This is a genomic window from Janthinobacterium sp. KBS0711 (assembly GCF_000988085.1).
GTDB lineage: Bacteria > Pseudomonadota > Gammaproteobacteria > Burkholderiales > Burkholderiaceae_D > Janthinobacterium > Janthinobacterium lividum_E.
This window is the reverse complement of sequence record NZ_LBCO01000020.1, coordinates 187298-204150: the sequence shown is the minus strand read 5'-3', so window position 1 is coordinate 204150 and position 16853 is coordinate 187298. Positions and strand designations below refer to the sequence as shown.

Here is a 16853-nt window from a genome sequence, read left to right as displayed (position 1 = left end):
CGGGCGCCGCTGCCACGGCCATGGCGGCGGCGGAAACGGCCGCCACTTCCACACCAAAGCCAGGCAGCGGCACGCCATCGGCCGCCAGGTCGTGCAAACCGGCCAGGCCCGCTTCGCCGGCAGCCTTGTCGTGCCAGACGGCGGCCAGTTCGCGCAGCGGCTCGAAGAAGGCGGGCGCCAGCAGCAGGATGAACAAGCCCTGCCCCAGGCTCAGTTCGCGGCCCCAGGTACCAAAATTGATGCTGCCCAGCAAGGAGAAACCGATAAAGGCCGCCACCATGGCGACACCGAGCGCGGAAAACAGTTCCAGCACGGCGGACGACAAAAAGGCGATGCGCAACACCACCATCGTGCGCCGGCGCACGGATTGCGAGGAGGCATCGAGCCGTTCGGCCGTGGCGTCGACGGCGTCGAGCGCGCGCAAGGTAGCCAGGCCGCGCAGGCGGTCCAGCAGAAAGGCGTTCATGCTGCCCATTTCCACCATCTGCGCGCGGCTGGCCGCCTGCGCGCCCATGCCGACGAGGGCCATGAAGACGGGAATCAGGGGCGCGGCGATGAGCAGGATCAAGGCCGCGATCCACGACAGCGGCGCCACCACGGCGAGGATCACGAGCGGCACGAGCATGACTTTCCAGCGCGCGGGCTTGTAGCGCACGAGGTACGGCACGATGGCTTCGGCCTGCTCGGCGATGACGCTGGCCGCCTGGCCCGACTGGGCGCGCTGGCGGTCCAGCGGCGAACGGCGCGCCAGCGCTTGCGCCACCTGCGCGCGCAAGATGGACAGGTGCGCGCGCGCCGCCGCATACATGCGCCGCGCGCCCCACGCTTCGCAAGCGGCGCGCAGCACGCCCAGCAACAGCACGCCAGCGGCCGGCAACAGGGCCGCGCGCCAGCCGGCGCCATTGAGCATGGCTTGCACGGCCCAGGCCAGCAAGGCCGCTTGTGGCAGCCACAACAAGGCGGCGCCCCCTTGCGCCAGGCTGGCGGCGCAGGGAAGAATAAAGCGGGGCAAGGACAAGGGCGTGGTCGTCATCTTCTATACTTCTTGAGTTTTCAGAATTTTCTGTAAATTCGATATTTTGTATAATACTGCGAAACATGACATATATCAATTGACCCCACCAGTATGGCGTGAAAAAATTCAGATAATTATGAAAACTCAACATATCCAAATGACGCCGCTGATCCAGACCTTCGTCAGCCATTTCGGCGAGATGGGCAGCCGCTGGGGCTTTAACCGTACGGTGGGGCAAGTGTACGCCTTGTTATTTGTCGCGGAGCACCCTTTGCACGCGGATGAAATCGCGGAGCACCTGAGTTTTTCGCGCTCGAACGTGAGCATCGGCTTGAAGGAATTGCAGGGCTGGGGCTTGATACGCCAGTCGCGCATCCCCGGCGACCGGCGCGAGTATTTCTCCTCGCTGGGCGACGTATGGCAAATCTTCCGCGTCGTGGCGGCCGAACGTCGCCGCCGTGAAGTGGCGCCTACCCTGACGGTGCTGCGCGAATCGCTGCTGGCGCCGGCCACGGAACCCGTGGATCAATATGCGCAGGAGCGCATGCGTGAAATGTATGAACTGGTTGACCTGGCCAACACCTGGTTCGACGATTTGCAGCGCCTGTCGCCCGAGTCGATGGCGCAACTGATGAAAATGGGCGCCAAGGTACAGAAACTGCTCAACGCTAAGGATCGCCTGTTTGGCGTCAGCAACAACAGCGACTGAAGCACCCGCCGCCGCCCCTCTCCCGAAGCCAAGACACCGCCAGCACAAGCTGGCGCGCCTTGTCACGCCATTTCTTGACCTCATGTTGGCTATCGCTAGCACAGCCATGCATAGCCGTATGCGATGTTGTCAACCAAACCAATAGAATTATTAAAATTGTATTAATTTATATCAAGAGTAAGCTTTCATTTGCGTACTTGCTACGCGCAGGAAATAACTAAAAACGGGCAATGGGATGACTCCCCCGGCAAGCAGGGACGCGTCCCAACACGATGAAGCGACTGTCTCAAGCACAAGGGGATTTTCATGAAAAGCGTAAAGAGCATTGCCATCAAGGCATCCATGCTGGCCGCAATGGCCGTACTGGCAAGTGCGGCGCAAGCCGCCACCTGGGTCGATATCGGGCCGGCCAGCGGTTTCGTCATCGCCGGCAGCACCGTCACCTATTCGCCATCGCCGGCACTACAGGTGAAATATTATGACGATAATCTCGTGCCACAGAGCCCCTCGGACATCCAGGGTTATATCAATGGCGTGTTCGGCACCAGCCTGGGCGCCGCCGTCTCGTATTGCGACAACGCCACCTCGGGCTGCACTGCCGGCACCACGGCAGGCTTGAGCGGCGGCGTCAACTCCTATACGAGCGCGGCCGCCTATGACTTCCTGGCCATCCACTTCGGTCAGGGCGAACTGGTATTCCACTGGGCCGCTCCCGTGGCTGCCGGCACCACCTTCACGGTGGCGGGCCTGCCCAAGGACCTGAGCAATTACCGGGCTTTCATTTCCGCCGTGCCGGAACCTGAAACCTACGCCATGCTGCTCGCCGGTCTGGGCCTGCTGGGCTTCCTGGCACGCCGCCGCCAGGGAAAGTAAGCGCCATCTGCGGCAGCGGCGCACCAGCGTCCGCTGCCGCCCTCAACTCTAGCAGCCTGTTTACACCGCGCTTGCGGCGCAAGAGCCGCTTTTTACACCATCTTTAGACTCCCCTCGCTATGCTCGACGGCATCCACTGCTGATCGACGAGGGAATACTCATGCATGAACAACCGTTTCAGCCACGCGCGCGCAGCGTGATCCGCCAGCACCTGCCCGTGCGGGAAAGGCTGCGCCTGGCCCGGCTGGCCAGCAAGAAAATCGGTTCGGTATTATCTGCGCTGCTGTGCGCGGCGCCGCTGTTGTATTTACTGAGCGTGGTGCTGTTTGCGCAGCCGTGACACGGCCTGCAGGCGAACAATAGAGAGAGATGAAGTGATGGCAATGCAACAGGCTGTCGCCTGCATGACCAGCATGAGCTGGTCCGCCCAGAGGGAATCGAACCCCCATTCACGGTTTAGAAGACCGTTGTCCTATCCGTTGAACGATGGGCGGAAAGGTGCAGCATTTTAATCCATGCGCGCCGGCAATGAAATGCCTGCGCGGAATAGAAAACGGGCTGTCATCTCTGACAGCCCGCTTATGACTTTGGTCGGAGTACAAGGATTCGAACCTTGGACCCCCTGGTCCCAAACCAGGTGCGCTACCGGGCTGCGCCACACTCCGAAGACAAGATAATAACGCCCCCACCCAATTTCGTCAATTGCCATAGACGAATTAGATGGAAATAACTATCGGCCCTGCCCTGTCCCTACCCCTTAAGCGCCGACCTTATCGGCGATGCGGCGCGCCATGCTCTCCGCCTTTTCCTTGTCCTTGGCTTCCACCATCACGCGGATCAGTGGTTCCGTGCCGGAAGCGCGGATCAGCACGCGGCCCGTATCGCCCAGCTCGGCCTCGACCAGTTCTTTCTCGGCCACCATGGCGGCATTTTTCTGCCAGTCGAAACCGGGCGCCACACGCAGGTTGATCAGGGTTTGCGGGAACAGCACCAGTTCGGCCAGGCATTGCTGCAGGCTCTGGCCGCTGCGCTTAAGCGCGGACAACACTTGCAGCGCGGAGACGATGCCGTCGCCCGTCGTGTGCCGGTCCAGGCACAGCAAATGACCCGAACCTTCGCCGCCCAGTATCCAGCCCTTTTCCTTCATGACTTCCAGCACGTAGCGGTCGCCCACCTTGGCGCGCGCAAAGCCGATGCCCTGCTGCTTGAACAGCACTTCCAGCGCCATGTTGGTCATCAGGGTGCCGACGGCGCCAGCCACGGGGCCTGTTGCCAGGCGATCCTTGACCATGACGTACAACAACTCGTCGCCGTTGTACAAGCGTCCCGTGGCGTCGCACATGATCAGGCGGTCGGCGTCGCCATCGAGCGCGATACCGAGGTCCGCGCCGTGCTCGACGACAGCCTCGGCCATGGCCTTGGTTGCCGTGGCGCCGAAGCCCGCATTGATATTGAAGCCGTCAGGCTTGTTGCCGATGGCGATGACTTCCGCGCCCAGCTCATGGAACACGTGCGGCGCGATATGGTAGGCGGCGCCATGCGCGCAATCGACGACGATCTTCAGGCCGCGCAAGTCCAGCTCGTTCGGGAAGGTGCTCTTGCAAAATTCGATGTAGCGGCCCTGGGCATCGTCCAGGCGCTTGGCCCGGCCCAGCTTGTCCGACGCCACGCAAGACATGGGCTCATCGAGCGCCGCTTCGATTTCCAGTTCCACGCTGTCGGGCAGCTTGGTGCCCTGGCCGGAAAAGAACTTGATGCCATTGTCGTGATACGGATTGTGCGAGGCGGAAATGACGACGCCGGCCGACAGGCGCAGCGCCCGCGTCAGGTAGGCGATCGCCGGCGTCGGCATGGGGCCGGCCAGCATCACGTCCACGCCAGCGGCCGACAGGCCCGCTTCCAGCGCCGCTTCCAGCATGTAGCCGGAAATGCGCGTGTCCTTGCCGATCAGTACAGTCGGATGCGCCTTGCCGCCTTGCGACTTGGCCAGCACCTTGCCGGCCGCATAACCGAGGCGCATGACGAAATCGGGGGTGATCGGAGCCGTGCCCACCAGGCCGCGGATGCCATCGGTGCCAAAATATTTACGCGTCATAGTTTTCTCTTTTTGTTGTTTATAATGAATCTTACAGGGTCAGTGCGCCATGCGCCAGACCTTCAGTGCATCGACGGTTTCAGCGACATCATGCACACGGATAATTTCCGCACCTTGCGCTACAGCAGCAAGCGCACCGGCAACACTGCCGGCCAGGCGCTGCTCGACGGGACGCCCCGTGACGGCGCCTATCATCGACTTGCGCGACAAGCCGGCCAGCACAGGCAGGTCCAGTTCGCTGCGCAGCTGGCGCGTGGCGCGCAACAAGGCGTAGTTCTGTTCCACCGTCTTGCCAAAGCCAAAACCGGGATCGACGCACAGGCGTTCGCGGGCGATGCCGGCCGCCGTCATCGTGTCGATGCGCTCGCGCAGGAAGGCGATGACTTCGCGCACCACGTCCTCGTACTGCGGCTGGTCCTGCATGGTTTGCGGCACACTTTGCATGTGCATGATGCACAGCGCGCAATCGCTGTCCTGCACGGCTTCGATGGCGCCCGGCGCGCGGAAACCGTTGATGTCGTTGATCATGTCGGCGCCGGCCAGGATGGCTTCGCGCATCACTTCAGGCTTGTACGTGTCGACGGACAGGGGTTTGCCGCAGTCGCGCAAGGCGTACAGCACCGGCATGACGCGCGCAAGCTCGTCCTGCAGCGGCAGCGGCGGCGCGCCGGGGCGGCTCGATTCGCCGCCGATGTCGATGATGTCGACGCCGTCAACAATCATCTGCTCGGCGCGCGAAATGGCAAATTCCAGGTGTTCATACTGGCCCGCATCGGAAAACGAGTCGGGCGTGATGTTCAGGATGCCCATCACCAGCGCCTGCGTGCCCTGCAGGTTGAAGCCGAAACGGCCGAATTGCAAATAGTGTCGCATGTGAATCTTTTGTAGTCGTCAGGAAAAGCTGGCGCGCCAACGAAAAAGGGCAAGGATCGCTCCTTACCCTTTTGATTACGCGCCGCCGGTCAGGGCAGCCGCTATCAGGCTGGCGCCGTCACGTTTGGCGAGATGCCGCCCGTGCCGCTGTCGCCCGCATTGCGGCGTGGCGGGATGACTTTCGGTGGACGCGGCTCCAGGCCGGCCATGATGTCATTTATTTGCTCTGCATCGATGGTTTCCCATTCCAGCAAGGCTTTGGTCATCATTTCGACCTTGTCGCGGTTGCCTTCCAGCAAAGTACGCGCCAAAGCATATTGCTTGTCGAGAATGTTGCGGATTTCAGCATCGACCTTTTGCTGGGTCGCTTCCGAGATCGTCTTGGTGGCGCCACCGAAGAAACCTTCGTTTTCGCTGTCTTCGTAGACCATCACGCCCATGCTGTCGGACATGCCGAAGCGGGTCACCATGGAACGGGCCAGCTTGGTGGCGCGCGAGAAGTCGTTCGACGCGCCCGTGGACATTTGACCCACGAAAATCTCTTCGGCGATACGGCCGCCGAACAGAATGGAAATTTCTTCCAGCATCTTGTCCTTGTAGGCGGACAAGTTGTCGTGTTCCGGCAGCTGCCACGTCAGGCCCAGGGCCCAGCCGCGCGGCATGATCGTCACTTTATGCACGGGATCGGCCTTCGGCAGCAGCTTGGCGACGACGGCGTGACCGGACTCATGGTAAGCCGTATTGCGACGCTCTTCCTCGCGGATGATCATCGATTTACGCTCGGGGCCCATATAGATCTTGTCTTTCGCGTCTTCGAAGTCCGCCATTTCCACCAGGCGCTTGCTGCGGCGGGCCGCGAACAGGGCTGCCTCGTTGACCAGGTTGGCCAGGTCCGCACCCGAGAAACCAGGGGTGCCGCGGGCCAGGATATCGGCTTTCACGTCGGTACCGATAGGTACTTTACGCATGTGCACGTTCAAGATCTGCTCACGGCCGCGGATATCAGGCAAGCCGACGGAAACCTGGCGGTCGAAACGGCCCGGACGCAGCAAGGCTTTGTCGAGCACGTCGGCGCGGTTGGTGGCGGCCACGACGATCACGCCGGAGTTCGCTTCAAAACCGTCCATCTCGACCAGCAACTGGTTCAAGGTCTGTTCGCGCTCGTCATTGCCGCCGCCCATGCCGGCACCGCGGTGACGGCCGACAGCATCGATCTCATCGATGAAGATGATGCATGGCGAATGCTTTTTCGCGTTTTCAAACATGTCGCGGACACGGCTGGCGCCCACGCCGACGAACATTTCCACGAAGTCGGAACCGGAAATCGAGAAGAACGGCACCTTGGCTTCGCCGGCGATGGCGCGCGCCAGCAGGGTTTTACCCGTGCCCGGAGGACCGACCATCAGCACGCCGCGGGGAATGCGACCGCCCAGTTTCTGGAATTTGCTCGGATCCTTGAGGAAGTCGACCACTTCGTTGACTTCTTCTTTCGCTTCGTCGCAACCGGCGACATCGGCGAAGGTGACGGTGTTGCTGGCTTCATCCATCATGCGTGCCTTCGACTTGCCGAACGAGAATGCCCCGCCCTTGCCGCCGCCTTGCATCTGACGCATGAAGAATACCCAGACGCCGATCAACAGCAGCATGGGGAACCAGGAAACAAAAATAGTTTGCAGGAAAGACGCTTCCTCGGGCGGACGCACATCGAAATGCACGCCATTGTCGCGCAGGTCGCCGATCAGGCCCTTGTCGAGGCTGGTGGCGGTGGTACGCACCTTGGTGTCGTCCATCAGCTTGGCGGTGATCGACGAACCCTCGATCACGACATCCTTGACGCGCTTGGCTTTGACTTCATCCAGCAAATCGGAATAAGCGATGGCCTTGCTGCCGCCTGTGGCGCCATGACTGTCGAATTGCTTGAACAGCATGAACAACAGCAGCAATACGACTACCCAGATGGCAGATTTGGAAAACATGTTATTCACGAAGACTCCTTGGATGCAGTGCGCATCTCTTTACCTATAGCTAGAAACACGATTTTACTCGCAATAAGCGGGCCGTGCCAAAGCCCGCCGATCCGTGCGCGCGAAAAAATCGCGTTCACGCAAAAAAATGCAGTATAAACAATTTAGGCTTTTATGCCATCAGACGCTACTGCACTTCTCGTTCCCATGTGCGGATTCCCTCTTAAATATCAAGGGCGGAATCATCTTCTTCAACGGCATTTTTCAGCGGATTCTTGATTCCACGCCCCATCAGAAAGATTTCCGACGATTTATCGCGGCTGGCCTTCGGTTTTTTCTGCACCACGACCTTGAATTCAGCGCGGAATTTCTCCACGATCTGGCTGAAACCCATGTCTTTAAAGCATTTCACCAGCAATACGCCGGACGGCTTCAAGTGCAATTGCGAAAATTCGATGGCCAGGTCGATCAGATGCTCCATGCGCGCGGCGTCCGCCGTGGCGATGCCCGACAGGTTGGGCGCCATGTCCGACAGGACCAGGTCGACCTTACGGCCCTGCAATACCACTTCCAGCTGGCGCAGCACGCGCGCTTCGCGGAAGTCGCCCTGGATGAAGTGGAAATCGGCGATGGGCTCCATTTCCAGCATGTCCAGGCCAATCAGGGTACCATTGACCCCGCCGCCGTCCTTGCCGGCCAGCTTGCGCCGCGTGTACTGGGCCCAGCTGCCAGGAGTGCAACCAAGGTCGACAATCACCTGGCCAGGTTTGATCAGTTTCTCGTCTTCATCGATTTCTTTGAGCTTGTATGCTGCCCGGGCGCGGTAGCCCTCTTTTTGCGCCAACTTCACATAAGGATCATTTATGTGGTCGTGCAACCAGTTTTTGTTTAATTTCTTCTTTGCCATTCGCGTAGAATACTGCTTTTAAGGGAATTACTAAATATTATTATGCTAAAACTTACACCCGTAGAGCGCAGCGCACTGCGCGCCGAAGCACACGCGCTGAAGCCTATCGTCATCATTGGCGAAGCGGGCTTGACACCTGCTGTCCTCAAAGAGATCGACCTTGGCCTGGATTCGCACGGTCTGATTAAAGTCCGCGTGTTCGGCGACGACCGCGAAGCCCGCGTCGGAATGTACGATACGATTTGCGGCAATCTCGGCGCCGCCCCGGTACAACATATTGGCAAACTGCTGGTAATCTACCGTCCGAAAAAAGAAGTGGTTAAGGAGAAGGTCAGCGCCGGCAAAGGCATGCGCGAAGTGACCATCGTCAAGGCCAGCGCCAGCGGCACCAAGCGCCCGAGCGTGACGAAAGTCATGATCAAGGGCAATGAGCGCGTTACCGAAGGCGGTTCCATCAAGCGTGCCAAGCCACGTCAGAAAAGCGCCAAGAAAAGCGCACTGGGCAGCAAGTAAGCCTGTCGTTCAGCAGCCGCAAGGCTGTTGAAACAAGAAGCGGAGCACGGGATCTTCCCTGCTCCGCTTTTTTATTGCTTGTCGGATTACGCGGCGCCAGGGCGCCGCTAATCCGACCTACGGCATTGACCGGTAGGTCGGATTAGCGCGCAGCGCGTAATCCGACAACACCACAGACGATTACTGCTGCTTCCAGATCAGCACGCCCGCCAGCAAGCTCTGCACGGCAAAGATCACGGTCGACACGCCATGCAGCATGCCGAAGCGGCTGCGCATGGCCTCGTCCATGATTCCCGACGAGGCTTGCGCCTTGAGTTCGGCCATCAGCGGCGAAATACCAAAATGGCTGAGCAGCGCACACACGAGCATCGACAGCACCAGCGCCCCCAGCAGGCGGCGGCGCTTGAGTTCCAGCGCGCCGGGCGCCCATTGCAGCAAGGCCAGCAGAATCAAGGCGCAGGCGATCGACAGCCAGGCTTCGGCGCGGAACATGCTGCCGGCGATATTACCCGCCAGCACTCTGTCGCTCAGGGTGCCGAACAGGGTCGGCGCCACGATGAAGCCGATGGCCCACAAGCTGCCGGCCCACAGGGTGGCAACGAGGATGCGCACGCGGGCGAGCATCAGATGTACAGCACTTCCAGGATTTCGTATTCGCGCGGGCCGGACGGCGCCTGCACTTCCACCACGTCGCCGGCGTACTTGCCGATCAGCGCGCGGGCGATCGGGGATGTCACGGAAACCTTGTTCATTTTCAGGTCGGCTTCATCGAGGCCGACGATCTGGTACGTGACTTTCTGGCCCGATTCCAGGTCTTCCAGGTTCACGGTCGAGGCAAACACCACGCGGCCTTCCGCGTCGAGCGCGGTCGGGTCGATGATTTGCGCTGCGCCCAGCTTGCCTTCGAGTTCGGCGATGCGGCCTTCGACGAACGCCTGGCGTTCCTTGGCGGCATCGTACTCGGCGTTTTCCGACAAATCTCCGTGCGAACGCGCTTCGGCGATCGCATCGATGACGATGCGGCGTTCCTTGGTCTTCAAATGATGCAGCTCTTCTTTCAAGAGTTCTGCGCCGTATTTGGTCAATGGGACTGAGGTCATGTTATCTCTACTATCTGCTAGTTATCGGCGCCGTTGTCCGTGTTTTGCCACGGTTAACGGACTTACCAAGTGAAAACCACAGAGGCCGCGCGCTGCTCTGCACGGAACTCTGTGGTTGATAAGCATGCAGTGTACCGCCTAACGGCGGTCACTGCAAACGCACTTAGTTCAAGGTCTTGTGCAGGCCTTGCAAATCGTACACACGCAGCTCATCCAGGTGACGGATGCCTTCGACGGCCGCTTCCGCGCCCGCGATGGTGGTGTAGGTCGTCACGCGCGATGCAAGAGCCGACGTGCGGATGGCCCGCGAATCGACGATGGCGCTGCGCTTTTCTTCCACGGTGTTGATCACCAGCACGATTTCATGGTTCTTGATCATGTCGACCACGTGCGGACGGCCTTCGATCACCTTGTTCACTGGCGTGACGGCGATGCCGGCAGCAGCGATCACGGCGGCGGTACCCTTGGTGGCGACCACGGTGAAACCGGACTCGACCAGGTCACGCGCCACTTGCACGGCGCGCGGCTTGTCCGACGCTTTCACGCTGATGAAGACCTTGCCCGATTTTGGCAGGTTCACGCCGGCGCCCAGTTGCGATTTCACAAACGCTTCGCCGAACGTCAGGCCCACGCCCATGACTTCGCCCGTCGATTTCATTTCAGGGCCCAGGATGGTGTCCACGCCCGGGAACTTGACGAACGGGAACACTGCTTCCTTGACGCTGAAGTATGGCGGCACGACTTCCTGCGTGATGCCTTGCGAGGCCAGCGACTGGCCGACCATGCAGCGCGCGGCGATCTTCGCCAGTTGCAGACCGGTGGCTTTCGAGACGAAAGGCACGGTGCGCGACGCGCGCGGGTTCACTTCCAGCACGAAGACGACGTCTTTCATTTCGCCATCGATCTCTTGCTTCTGGATCGCGAACTGCACGTTCATCAGGCCGACCACGTTCAAACCCTTGGCCATCAGCGCCGTCTGGCGTTTCAGCTCTTCAATGGTTTCCGGCGCCAGCGAGTATGGCGGCAAGGAGCAAGCCGAGTCGCCCGAATGGACGCCAGCCTGTTCGATGTGCTCCATCACGCCGCCGATGAACGTCGTTTCGCCGTCGGAGATGCAATCGACGTCGCACTCGATGGCGTCGTTCAGGAAGCGGTCCAGCAGCACCGGCGAATCGTGCGAAACCTTGACGGCTTCGCGCATGTAGCGCTCGAGGTCGCGTTGCTCATGGACGATTTCCATGGCGCGGCCGCCCAGCACGTACGATGGACGCACGACCAGCGGGTAGCCGATTTCCTGCGCCAGCGCCAGGGCGTCGGCTTCCGTGCGCGCCGTGCGGTTAGGCGGCTGGCGCAGTTCCAGCTTGTGCAGCATTTGCTGGAAACGCTCGCGGTCTTCGGCCGCATCGATCATGTCGGGCGAAGTGCCGATGATCGGTACGCCATTCGCTTCCAGGTCCAGCGCCAGTTTCAATGGCGTCTGGCCGCCGTACTGCACGATCACGCCGACTGGTTTTTCAATGGCGACGATTTCCAGCACGTCTTCCAGGGTCAGCGATTCAAAATACAGGCGGTCGGAAGTGTCATAGTCGGTCGAAACCGTTTCCGGGTTGCAATTGACCATGATGGTTTCGTAGCCGTCTTCGCGCATGGCGAGGGCCGCGTGGACGCAGCAATAGTCAAATTCGATACCCTGGCCGATACGGTTCGGGCCACCGCCCAGCACCATGATCTTTTTCTTGTCGGTCGGGTTCGATTCGCACTCTTCGTCATACGTGGAATACATGTACGCCGTGTCGGTCGAAAACTCGGCCGCGCAGGTGTCGACGCGCTTGTAGACAGGACGGATGTTCAGTGCATGGCGCTGCTGGCGCACGGCCGTGTCGGTCGTTTGCAGCAAAAAGCCCAGGCGGCGGTCCGAGAAGCCCTTCTGTTTCAACTTGTACAGGGTGTTCTTGTCCAGGTTTTCCAGCTTCTGCGTATCGAGCCACAGTTCCAGGTCGACGATTTCCTTGATCTGGATCAGGAACCATGGGTCGATCTTGGTCAGCTGATGCACTTCTTCCAAAGTGAAACCTTGGGCAAACGCGTCGCCCACGTACCAGATGCGCTCAGGACCAGGCTCGCCCAGTTCTTCTTCGATCTTTTCGCGGTCCTTGGTCTTTTCGTTCATGCCGTCCACGCCCACTTCCAGGCCGCGCAAGGCTTTCTGGAACGATTCCTGGAAGGTACGGCCGATGGCCATCACTTCGCCGACGGATTTCATCTGCGTCGTCAGGTGGTGGTCGGCGGTCGGGAATTTCTCGAACGTGAAACGGGGGATCTTCGTGACGACGTAATCGATCGACGGTTCGAACGAGGCCGGCGTGGCGCCGCCCGTGATTTCATTGCGCAGCTCGTCCAGGGTGAAACCGACGGCCAGCTTGGCGGCGATCTTGGCGATCGGGAAGCCCGTCGCTTTCGATGCCAGGGCCGACGAACGCGAAACGCGCGGGTTCATCTCGATGACGATCATGCGGCCATCGACCGGGTTGATCGAGAATTGCACGTTCGAACCACCCGTGTCGACGCCGATCTCGCGCAGCACTGCCAGACTGGCATTGCGCATGATCTGGTATTCCTTGTCCGTCAGCGTTTGCGCAGGAGCGACGGTAATCGAGTCGCCCGTGTGCACGCCCATCGGGTCGAGGTTTTCGATCGAGCAGATGATGATGCAGTTGTCCGCCTTGTCGCGCACCACTTCCATCTCGTACTCTTTCCAGCCCAGCAACGATTCTTCGATCAGCAGTTCTTTCGTCGGCGATGCTTCCAGGCCGCGCTTGCAGATGGTTTCGAATTCTTCTTCGTTGTAGGCGATGCCGCCGCCGGAACCGCCCATGGTGAACGATGGACGGATGATGGTCGGGAAGCCCAGGGTGCGCTGCACGGCCCACGATTCTTCCATCGAGTGCGCCACGCCGGAACGCGCCGAACCGAGGCCGATCTTGGTCATCGCGTCCTTGAACTTGGAACGGTCTTCGGCCTTGTCGATGGCTTCCGGCGACGCGCCGATCAGCTCGACATTGTATTTCGCCAGCACGCCATTGTTGAACAGGTCCAGCGCGCAGTTCAGCGCCGTCTGGCCGCCCATCGTCGGCAGGATCGCGTCAGGACGCTCCTTGGCGATGATGCGCTCGACGACCGACCAGGTGATCGGTTCGATGTAGGTGACGTCGGCCATTTCCGGGTCCGTCATGATGGTCGCAGGATTGCTGTTGACCAGGATGACTTTGTAGCCCTCTTCGCGCAGGGCCTTGCACGCTTGCGCGCCGGAATAATCGAATTCGCAGGCCTGGCCGATCACGATCGGGCCAGCGCCAATAATCAGAATACTTTTAATATCTAAACGTTTAGGCATTTTTCTTTTTCTCCTCCGCAGCCATCAAGTTGATGAAGCGGTCAAACAGGTAAGCAACATCCATCGGTCCCGGCGACGCTTCAGGGTGGCCCTGGAAGCAGAAGGCCGGCTTGTCCGTGCGGGCAAAGCCCTGCAGGGAACCGTCGAACAGCGATTCATGGGTCACGCGGCAATTCGCGGGCAAGGTTGCCGCGTCAACTGCGAAACCGTGGTTTTGCGAGGTAATCAAGACTTGTTTCGTTTCCAGGTCTTGCACCGGGTGGTTGGCGCCGTGGTGGCCGAACTTCATCTTCAAAGTTTTCGCGCCGGAAGCGATCGCCATGATCTGGTGGCCGAGGCAGATGCCGAAGGTCGGGATGCCCTTCTCGATCAATTCCTTGGTCGCCGCGATGGCGTAGTCGCACGGCTCCGGATCGCCGGGACCGTTCGACAGGAAGATGCCGTCCGGGTTCAGCGCCAGTGCATCGGCAGCTGTCGCTTGCGCGGGCAGCACGGTGACCTTGCAGCCGCGTGCCGTCAGCATGCGCAGGATGTTGCGCTTGACGCCGTAGTCGAAGGCGACCACGTGGTATTTCGCGTCCGCGTCGGCCAGTTGGCCGTAGCCTTCGCCCAAGGTCCATTCCGTTTCGCGGTACTCGTAGGCGGCCTTGCTTGATACCACCTTGGCCAGGTCCATGCCGGCCAGGCCGGGGAAGGAGCGGGCCAGTTCCAGCGCTTGCGCGGAGGATGGCTCGTTGCCTTGCGTACCGACGAGGATGGCGCCGCCCTGCGCACCTTTTTCACGCAGGATGCGCGTGAGCTTGCGTGTATCGATGCCGGCGATGGCAACGATATTTTCAGCTTTGAGGTAATCGGACAGGGAGAGGGTGGAACGGAAATTGGATGCCAGCAATGGCAGATCGCGGATGATGAGGCCAGAGGCGTGGACCTTGGAAGATTCGACGTCTTCCGGATTGACGCCCGTATTGCCGATATGCGGATAGGTCAGGGTGACCATCTGGCGGCAATAGCTTGGGTCGGTAAGGATTTCCTGATACCCGGTCATCGAGGTGTTGAAAACAACCTCGCCCGTGGTATGACCGGCGGCACCGATCGAAAAACCTTTAAAGATCGTTCCATCAGCAAGCGCTAATATGGCTGGAACGGCAGGGCCAGAAAAAAATGGCGGCAAGGGCAACTCCTGATAAAGTTACCGTAGCTGCGCCACGTCAGACCGACCGCCTAGATACCCGAGCCAGATGCACTCAGGGTGTTTCAACGGTCATTTTGAATGAGGGGATGGGTAGTCGCTACGGTATATGTGTGATTGGCTAAACCTTTGAATTATAACCAAAAGGAAGCTTTTCCACAAGGAAGAAAATACAGAAGCCCCGGCATTTTTTTGCGCAGCAGCATAAATCCCCTGCCCCATGAAAAAAGCCGCCCGGCTTGCGCGGAGCGGCTAGTTCTGCAACTGCGGCTACTACTTAGGCCGTCAGAGCGGCAATGCCTGCCTTGGCGATTTGCGCGTCCTCGGCGGATTTCACGCCCGAGACGCCGACGGCGCCCACGTAGTGGCCTTCGAACACGATGGGCACGCCGCCTTCGAGCAAGCCGTCGATTTCCGGCGCGCTCAGGAAGGACACGCGGCCGCCATTGATCATCTCTTCATAGATGCGCGATTCGCGGCGGCCCAGTGCGGCCGTCTTCGCTTTCGATGGGGCGATGTGCGACGAGATCGGCGCCACGCCATCCATGCGCTGCAGCCACACCAGATGGCCGCCGTCGTCGACGATGGCGATTGTGACCGCCCAGTTATTCTTGACCGCTTCCGCTTCGGCGGCGGCAGCGATTTTCTTTACATCGTCCAGTGTCAAAATCGGTTTCGATTGCATGGTGCATCCTTGTTATGTTGAAACAAAATTGTATACGAAATGCGCAGCGCCGCTATCGCTTACTGCTCACGCTTGGCTTTCAGCTTTTGCTTGAGCTGCGCCATCACGGCAAAGGTCGCCTGCTCGCCCGCCAGGATCGCCTGGTTGCGGCTGTTGAAATCGTTGCCCTTCATGGTGCCCAGGCTGGGCTGGATCACCACGTCCGCATCTTTCAATTCAAACTGGTTAATGCGCTGGCCCATGATGGCGAACGTCTGCATCAATACTTCCATCGAGCTGATGGCTTTCTGCGTATCCGTTTGCGACGAAATATTCACGGCGATGATGAAATCGGCGCCCATGTCGCGCGCAAAGCGCACGGGCACGGGAGCGACGAGACCGCCATCGACATAGGTGTGGCCGGCAATCGTCACGGGCTGGAACACGCCGGGCACGGCCGACGAGGCGCGCACGGCCATGCCGGTGTTACCGCGCTGGAACAGGATCGGCTGGCCATTTTTCAAATCGGTCGCCACCACGCCAAATGGAATCTTGAGTTTTTCCAGCGGCACGCCGCCGACGGCCTTGTTGACATAGCTTTGCAGCGCTTCGCCTTTCAGCACGCCGGAGGACTTGCCGAACAGGGGCAAGGCCCAGTCGGAAATGGCCGCCTCGTCCATGTCGAACGCCATCTTTTGCAAGGCGAAGCCGGAATTTCCCGCCGCATACATGGCGCCCACCACGCTGCCGGCGCTGGTGCCGGTGACGATATCGGCCTGGATGCCCTGCGATTCGAGCGCCTTGATCACGCCGATATGCGCGAAACCGCGCGCCGCGCCGCCGCCCAGGGCCAGGCCGATCTTGATCTTGCGCGGCGTGACGACGATGGGCTCGGGCGGCGTCAATACTTGTATCGGTTTCGGGGCGGTGGTATCGCAGCCGGCCAGCGCAAAGGCGGCCAGGGCAAGCAGGGTCAGGCGTTTAGGGAACATGGTGGCAGAAGAGAACCGCACGCGGCAGTGGCAATAAAGGAGAGCCGATTGTAGCGCAAGCGGGGCCGCCGGCACTGAAGGCCGTCTTAAATGTTTAAGGTGACAAGTTCAGGGAAGCGTGCGCGCCGCCCCTGCTGCTAGACTGGCGCCTGGTTTATTTACCTGCTCCCACTATGTCAGAACATCAAATAGCATGAATCGACAAGCCCTTGTAACAATTGACTTGAGCGATATCAACTCGCCGCGCCAGCTGCATGCCGCCTTGGCCGCCGCACTGGCTTTCCCCTCCTTCTACGGCATGAACTGGGATGCGTTCTGGGACGCCGTCACGGGCCTGGTGGACATGCCGCAACAGATCGAGCTGCGCGGCTGGCCAGCCTTCGCCGCGCGCCTGCCCCACGAAGCGACCACCCTGCGGCGCATCCTCACGCGCATGGCGCAGGATGCACTGGATGCGCCGAACGAGGCAGCCCACGTGCTTTACGTGTAGCACGGAAACGCTTGACAGCCCGGCCCGACTTCCCTTACATTGAGTGCATGTCCTCCTTCAAACATCCATCCCCTT

The 16853-nt window shown here is 60.1% G+C and carries 16 protein-coding genes and 2 tRNA genes; 5 read left to right on the top strand and 13 right to left on the bottom strand.

Features of this window, described 5'->3' with window-relative positions; genetic code table 11:
• A partial coding sequence (locus VM94_RS28965; RefSeq protein WP_268762448.1) for an ABC transporter transmembrane domain-containing protein occupies positions 1 to 1033 on the bottom strand: 1033 nt, incomplete at its 3' end.
• A 118-nt stretch (positions 1034 to 1151) separates the two neighbouring features.
• Here VM94_RS28965 and VM94_RS12240 point away from each other — a divergent pair.
• From VM94_RS12240 to VM94_RS12230, 3 genes are all read left to right on the top strand, one after another.
• Positions 1152 to 1724 (top strand): GbsR/MarR family transcriptional regulator, encoded by a 573-nt coding sequence (locus tag VM94_RS12240; RefSeq protein WP_235432902.1) that lies wholly within the window; start codon positions 1152 to 1154, stop codon positions 1722 to 1724.
• Positions 1725 to 2030: 306 nt separating this feature from the next.
• Complete coding sequence (locus tag VM94_RS28960; RefSeq protein ID WP_046683727.1) at positions 2031 to 2597, top strand: PEP-CTERM sorting domain-containing protein; 567 nt, start codon at positions 2031 to 2033, stop codon at positions 2595 to 2597.
• A gap of 160 nt (positions 2598 to 2757) precedes the next feature.
• Positions 2758 to 2937 (top strand): hypothetical protein, encoded by a 180-nt coding sequence (locus VM94_RS12230; RefSeq protein WP_046683726.1) that lies wholly within the window; start codon positions 2758 to 2760, stop codon positions 2935 to 2937.
• Between the two features lie 79 nt (positions 2938 to 3016).
• On the opposite strand, the gene VM94_RS12225 is transcribed toward VM94_RS12230, so the two are convergent.
• The 6 genes from VM94_RS12225 to VM94_RS12200 all read right to left on the bottom strand — a co-directional run bounded on the left by VM94_RS12225 (position 3017) and on the right by VM94_RS12200 (position 8436).
• A tRNA-Arg gene (locus VM94_RS12225) sits at positions 3017 to 3091 on the bottom strand.
• A gap of 94 nt (positions 3092 to 3185) precedes the next feature.
• Positions 3186 to 3262: transfer RNA gene (locus VM94_RS12220), tRNA-Pro, on the bottom strand.
• A gap of 92 nt (positions 3263 to 3354) precedes the next feature.
• The gene (gene glmM / locus VM94_RS12215; RefSeq protein WP_046683725.1) at positions 3355 to 4692 is read right to left on the bottom strand and encodes a phosphoglucosamine mutase; all 1338 of its coding nucleotides are present in this window, start codon (positions 4690 to 4692) and stop codon (positions 3355 to 3357) included.
• Positions 4693 to 4731: 39 nt separating this feature from the next.
• Positions 4732 to 5565: a dihydropteroate synthase gene (folP, locus tag VM94_RS12210; protein WP_046683724.1), complete on the bottom strand. Its 834-nt coding sequence runs from the start codon at positions 5563 to 5565 to the stop codon at positions 4732 to 4734.
• 104 nt (positions 5566 to 5669) lie between these two features.
• Positions 5670 to 7550 (bottom strand): ATP-dependent zinc metalloprotease FtsH, encoded by a 1881-nt coding sequence (ftsH, locus tag VM94_RS12205; protein ID WP_035817778.1) that lies wholly within the window; start codon positions 7548 to 7550, stop codon positions 5670 to 5672.
• A 202-nt stretch (positions 7551 to 7752) separates the two neighbouring features.
• A complete protein-coding gene (locus tag VM94_RS12200; RefSeq protein WP_034757436.1) occupies positions 7753 to 8436 on the bottom strand; it encodes an RlmE family RNA methyltransferase in 684 nt (227 codons plus the stop codon).
• A gap of 42 nt (positions 8437 to 8478) precedes the next feature.
• Between VM94_RS12200 and VM94_RS12195 the strand changes: the two genes are divergently transcribed.
• Positions 8479 to 8949, top strand: coding sequence for a YhbY family RNA-binding protein (locus VM94_RS12195; RefSeq protein WP_010397237.1), 471 nt, complete (start codon positions 8479 to 8481; stop codon positions 8947 to 8949).
• 180 nt (positions 8950 to 9129) lie between these two features.
• On the opposite strand, the gene VM94_RS12190 is transcribed toward VM94_RS12195, so the two are convergent.
• The 6 genes from VM94_RS12190 to VM94_RS12165 form a co-directional block, all read right to left on the bottom strand.
• The gene (locus VM94_RS12190) at positions 9130 to 9573 is read right to left on the bottom strand and encodes a DUF4149 domain-containing protein (protein ID WP_185982113.1); all 444 of its coding nucleotides are present in this window, start codon (positions 9571 to 9573) and stop codon (positions 9130 to 9132) included.
• Positions 9573 to 10049 (bottom strand): transcription elongation factor GreA, encoded by a 477-nt coding sequence (greA, locus tag VM94_RS12185; RefSeq protein WP_034757428.1) that lies wholly within the window; start codon positions 10047 to 10049, stop codon positions 9573 to 9575. The genes VM94_RS12190 and greA overlap by 1 nt, the downstream gene beginning before the upstream one ends.
• Before the next feature lie 163 nt (positions 10050 to 10212).
• Positions 10213 to 13443 (bottom strand): carbamoyl-phosphate synthase large subunit, encoded by a 3231-nt coding sequence (gene carB / locus VM94_RS12180; protein ID WP_034786033.1) that lies wholly within the window; start codon positions 13441 to 13443, stop codon positions 10213 to 10215.
• The gene (gene carA / locus VM94_RS12175) at positions 13436 to 14614 is read right to left on the bottom strand and encodes a glutamine-hydrolyzing carbamoyl-phosphate synthase small subunit (protein ID WP_046683722.1); all 1179 of its coding nucleotides are present in this window, start codon (positions 14612 to 14614) and stop codon (positions 13436 to 13438) included. Before carA ends, carB begins: the two co-directional genes overlap by 8 nt.
• A gap of 295 nt (positions 14615 to 14909) precedes the next feature.
• Positions 14910 to 15317: a GlcG/HbpS family heme-binding protein gene (locus VM94_RS12170; protein WP_046683721.1), complete on the bottom strand. Its 408-nt coding sequence runs from the start codon at positions 15315 to 15317 to the stop codon at positions 14910 to 14912.
• A gap of 59 nt (positions 15318 to 15376) precedes the next feature.
• Complete coding sequence (locus tag VM94_RS12165; protein ID WP_046683720.1) at positions 15377 to 16288, bottom strand: patatin-like phospholipase family protein; 912 nt, start codon at positions 16286 to 16288, stop codon at positions 15377 to 15379.
• 193 nt (positions 16289 to 16481) lie between these two features.
• Here VM94_RS12165 and VM94_RS12160 point away from each other — a divergent pair, with 193 nt between their 5' ends.
• A complete protein-coding gene (locus tag VM94_RS12160; RefSeq protein ID WP_046683719.1) occupies positions 16482 to 16778 on the top strand; it encodes a barstar family protein in 297 nt (98 codons plus the stop codon).
• Positions 16779 to 16853 lie beyond the last annotated feature (75 nt).

Excerpts from the sequence above, each read along its gene's own strand:
- VM94_RS12240 (WP_235432902.1), top strand. The coding sequence starts at position 1,152 with ATGAAAACTCAACATATCCAAATGACGCCGCTGATCCAGACCTTCGTC.
- VM94_RS28960 (WP_046683727.1), top strand. The coding sequence starts at position 2,031 with ATGAAAAGCGTAAAGAGCATTGCCATCAAGGCATCCATGCTGGCCGCA.
- VM94_RS12230 (WP_046683726.1), top strand. The coding sequence starts at position 2,758 with ATGCATGAACAACCGTTTCAGCCACGCGCGCGCAGCGTGATCCGCCAG.
- glmM (WP_046683725.1), bottom strand. The coding sequence starts at position 4,692 with ATGACGCGTAAATATTTTGGCACCGATGGCATCCGCGGCCTGGTGGGC.
- folP (WP_046683724.1), bottom strand. The coding sequence starts at position 5,565 with ATGCGACACTATTTGCAATTCGGCCGTTTCGGCTTCAACCTGCAGGGC.
- VM94_RS12200 (WP_034757436.1), bottom strand. The coding sequence starts at position 8,436 with ATGGCAAAGAAGAAATTAAACAAAAACTGGTTGCACGACCACATAAAT.
- VM94_RS12195 (WP_010397237.1), top strand. The coding sequence starts at position 8,479 with ATGCTAAAACTTACACCCGTAGAGCGCAGCGCACTGCGCGCCGAAGCA.
- VM94_RS12190 (WP_185982113.1), bottom strand. The coding sequence starts at position 9,573 with ATGCTCGCCCGCGTGCGCATCCTCGTTGCCACCCTGTGGGCCGGCAGC.
- greA (WP_034757428.1), bottom strand. The coding sequence starts at position 10,049 with ATGACCTCAGTCCCATTGACCAAATACGGCGCAGAACTCTTGAAAGAA.
- carB (WP_034786033.1), bottom strand. The coding sequence starts at position 13,443 with ATGCCTAAACGTTTAGATATTAAAAGTATTCTGATTATTGGCGCTGGC.
- VM94_RS12170 (WP_046683721.1), bottom strand. The coding sequence starts at position 15,317 with ATGCAATCGAAACCGATTTTGACACTGGACGATGTAAAGAAAATCGCT.
- VM94_RS12165 (WP_046683720.1), bottom strand. The coding sequence starts at position 16,288 with ATGTTCCCTAAACGCCTGACCCTGCTTGCCCTGGCCGCCTTTGCGCTG.
- VM94_RS12160 (WP_046683719.1), top strand. The coding sequence starts at position 16,482 with ATGAATCGACAAGCCCTTGTAACAATTGACTTGAGCGATATCAACTCG.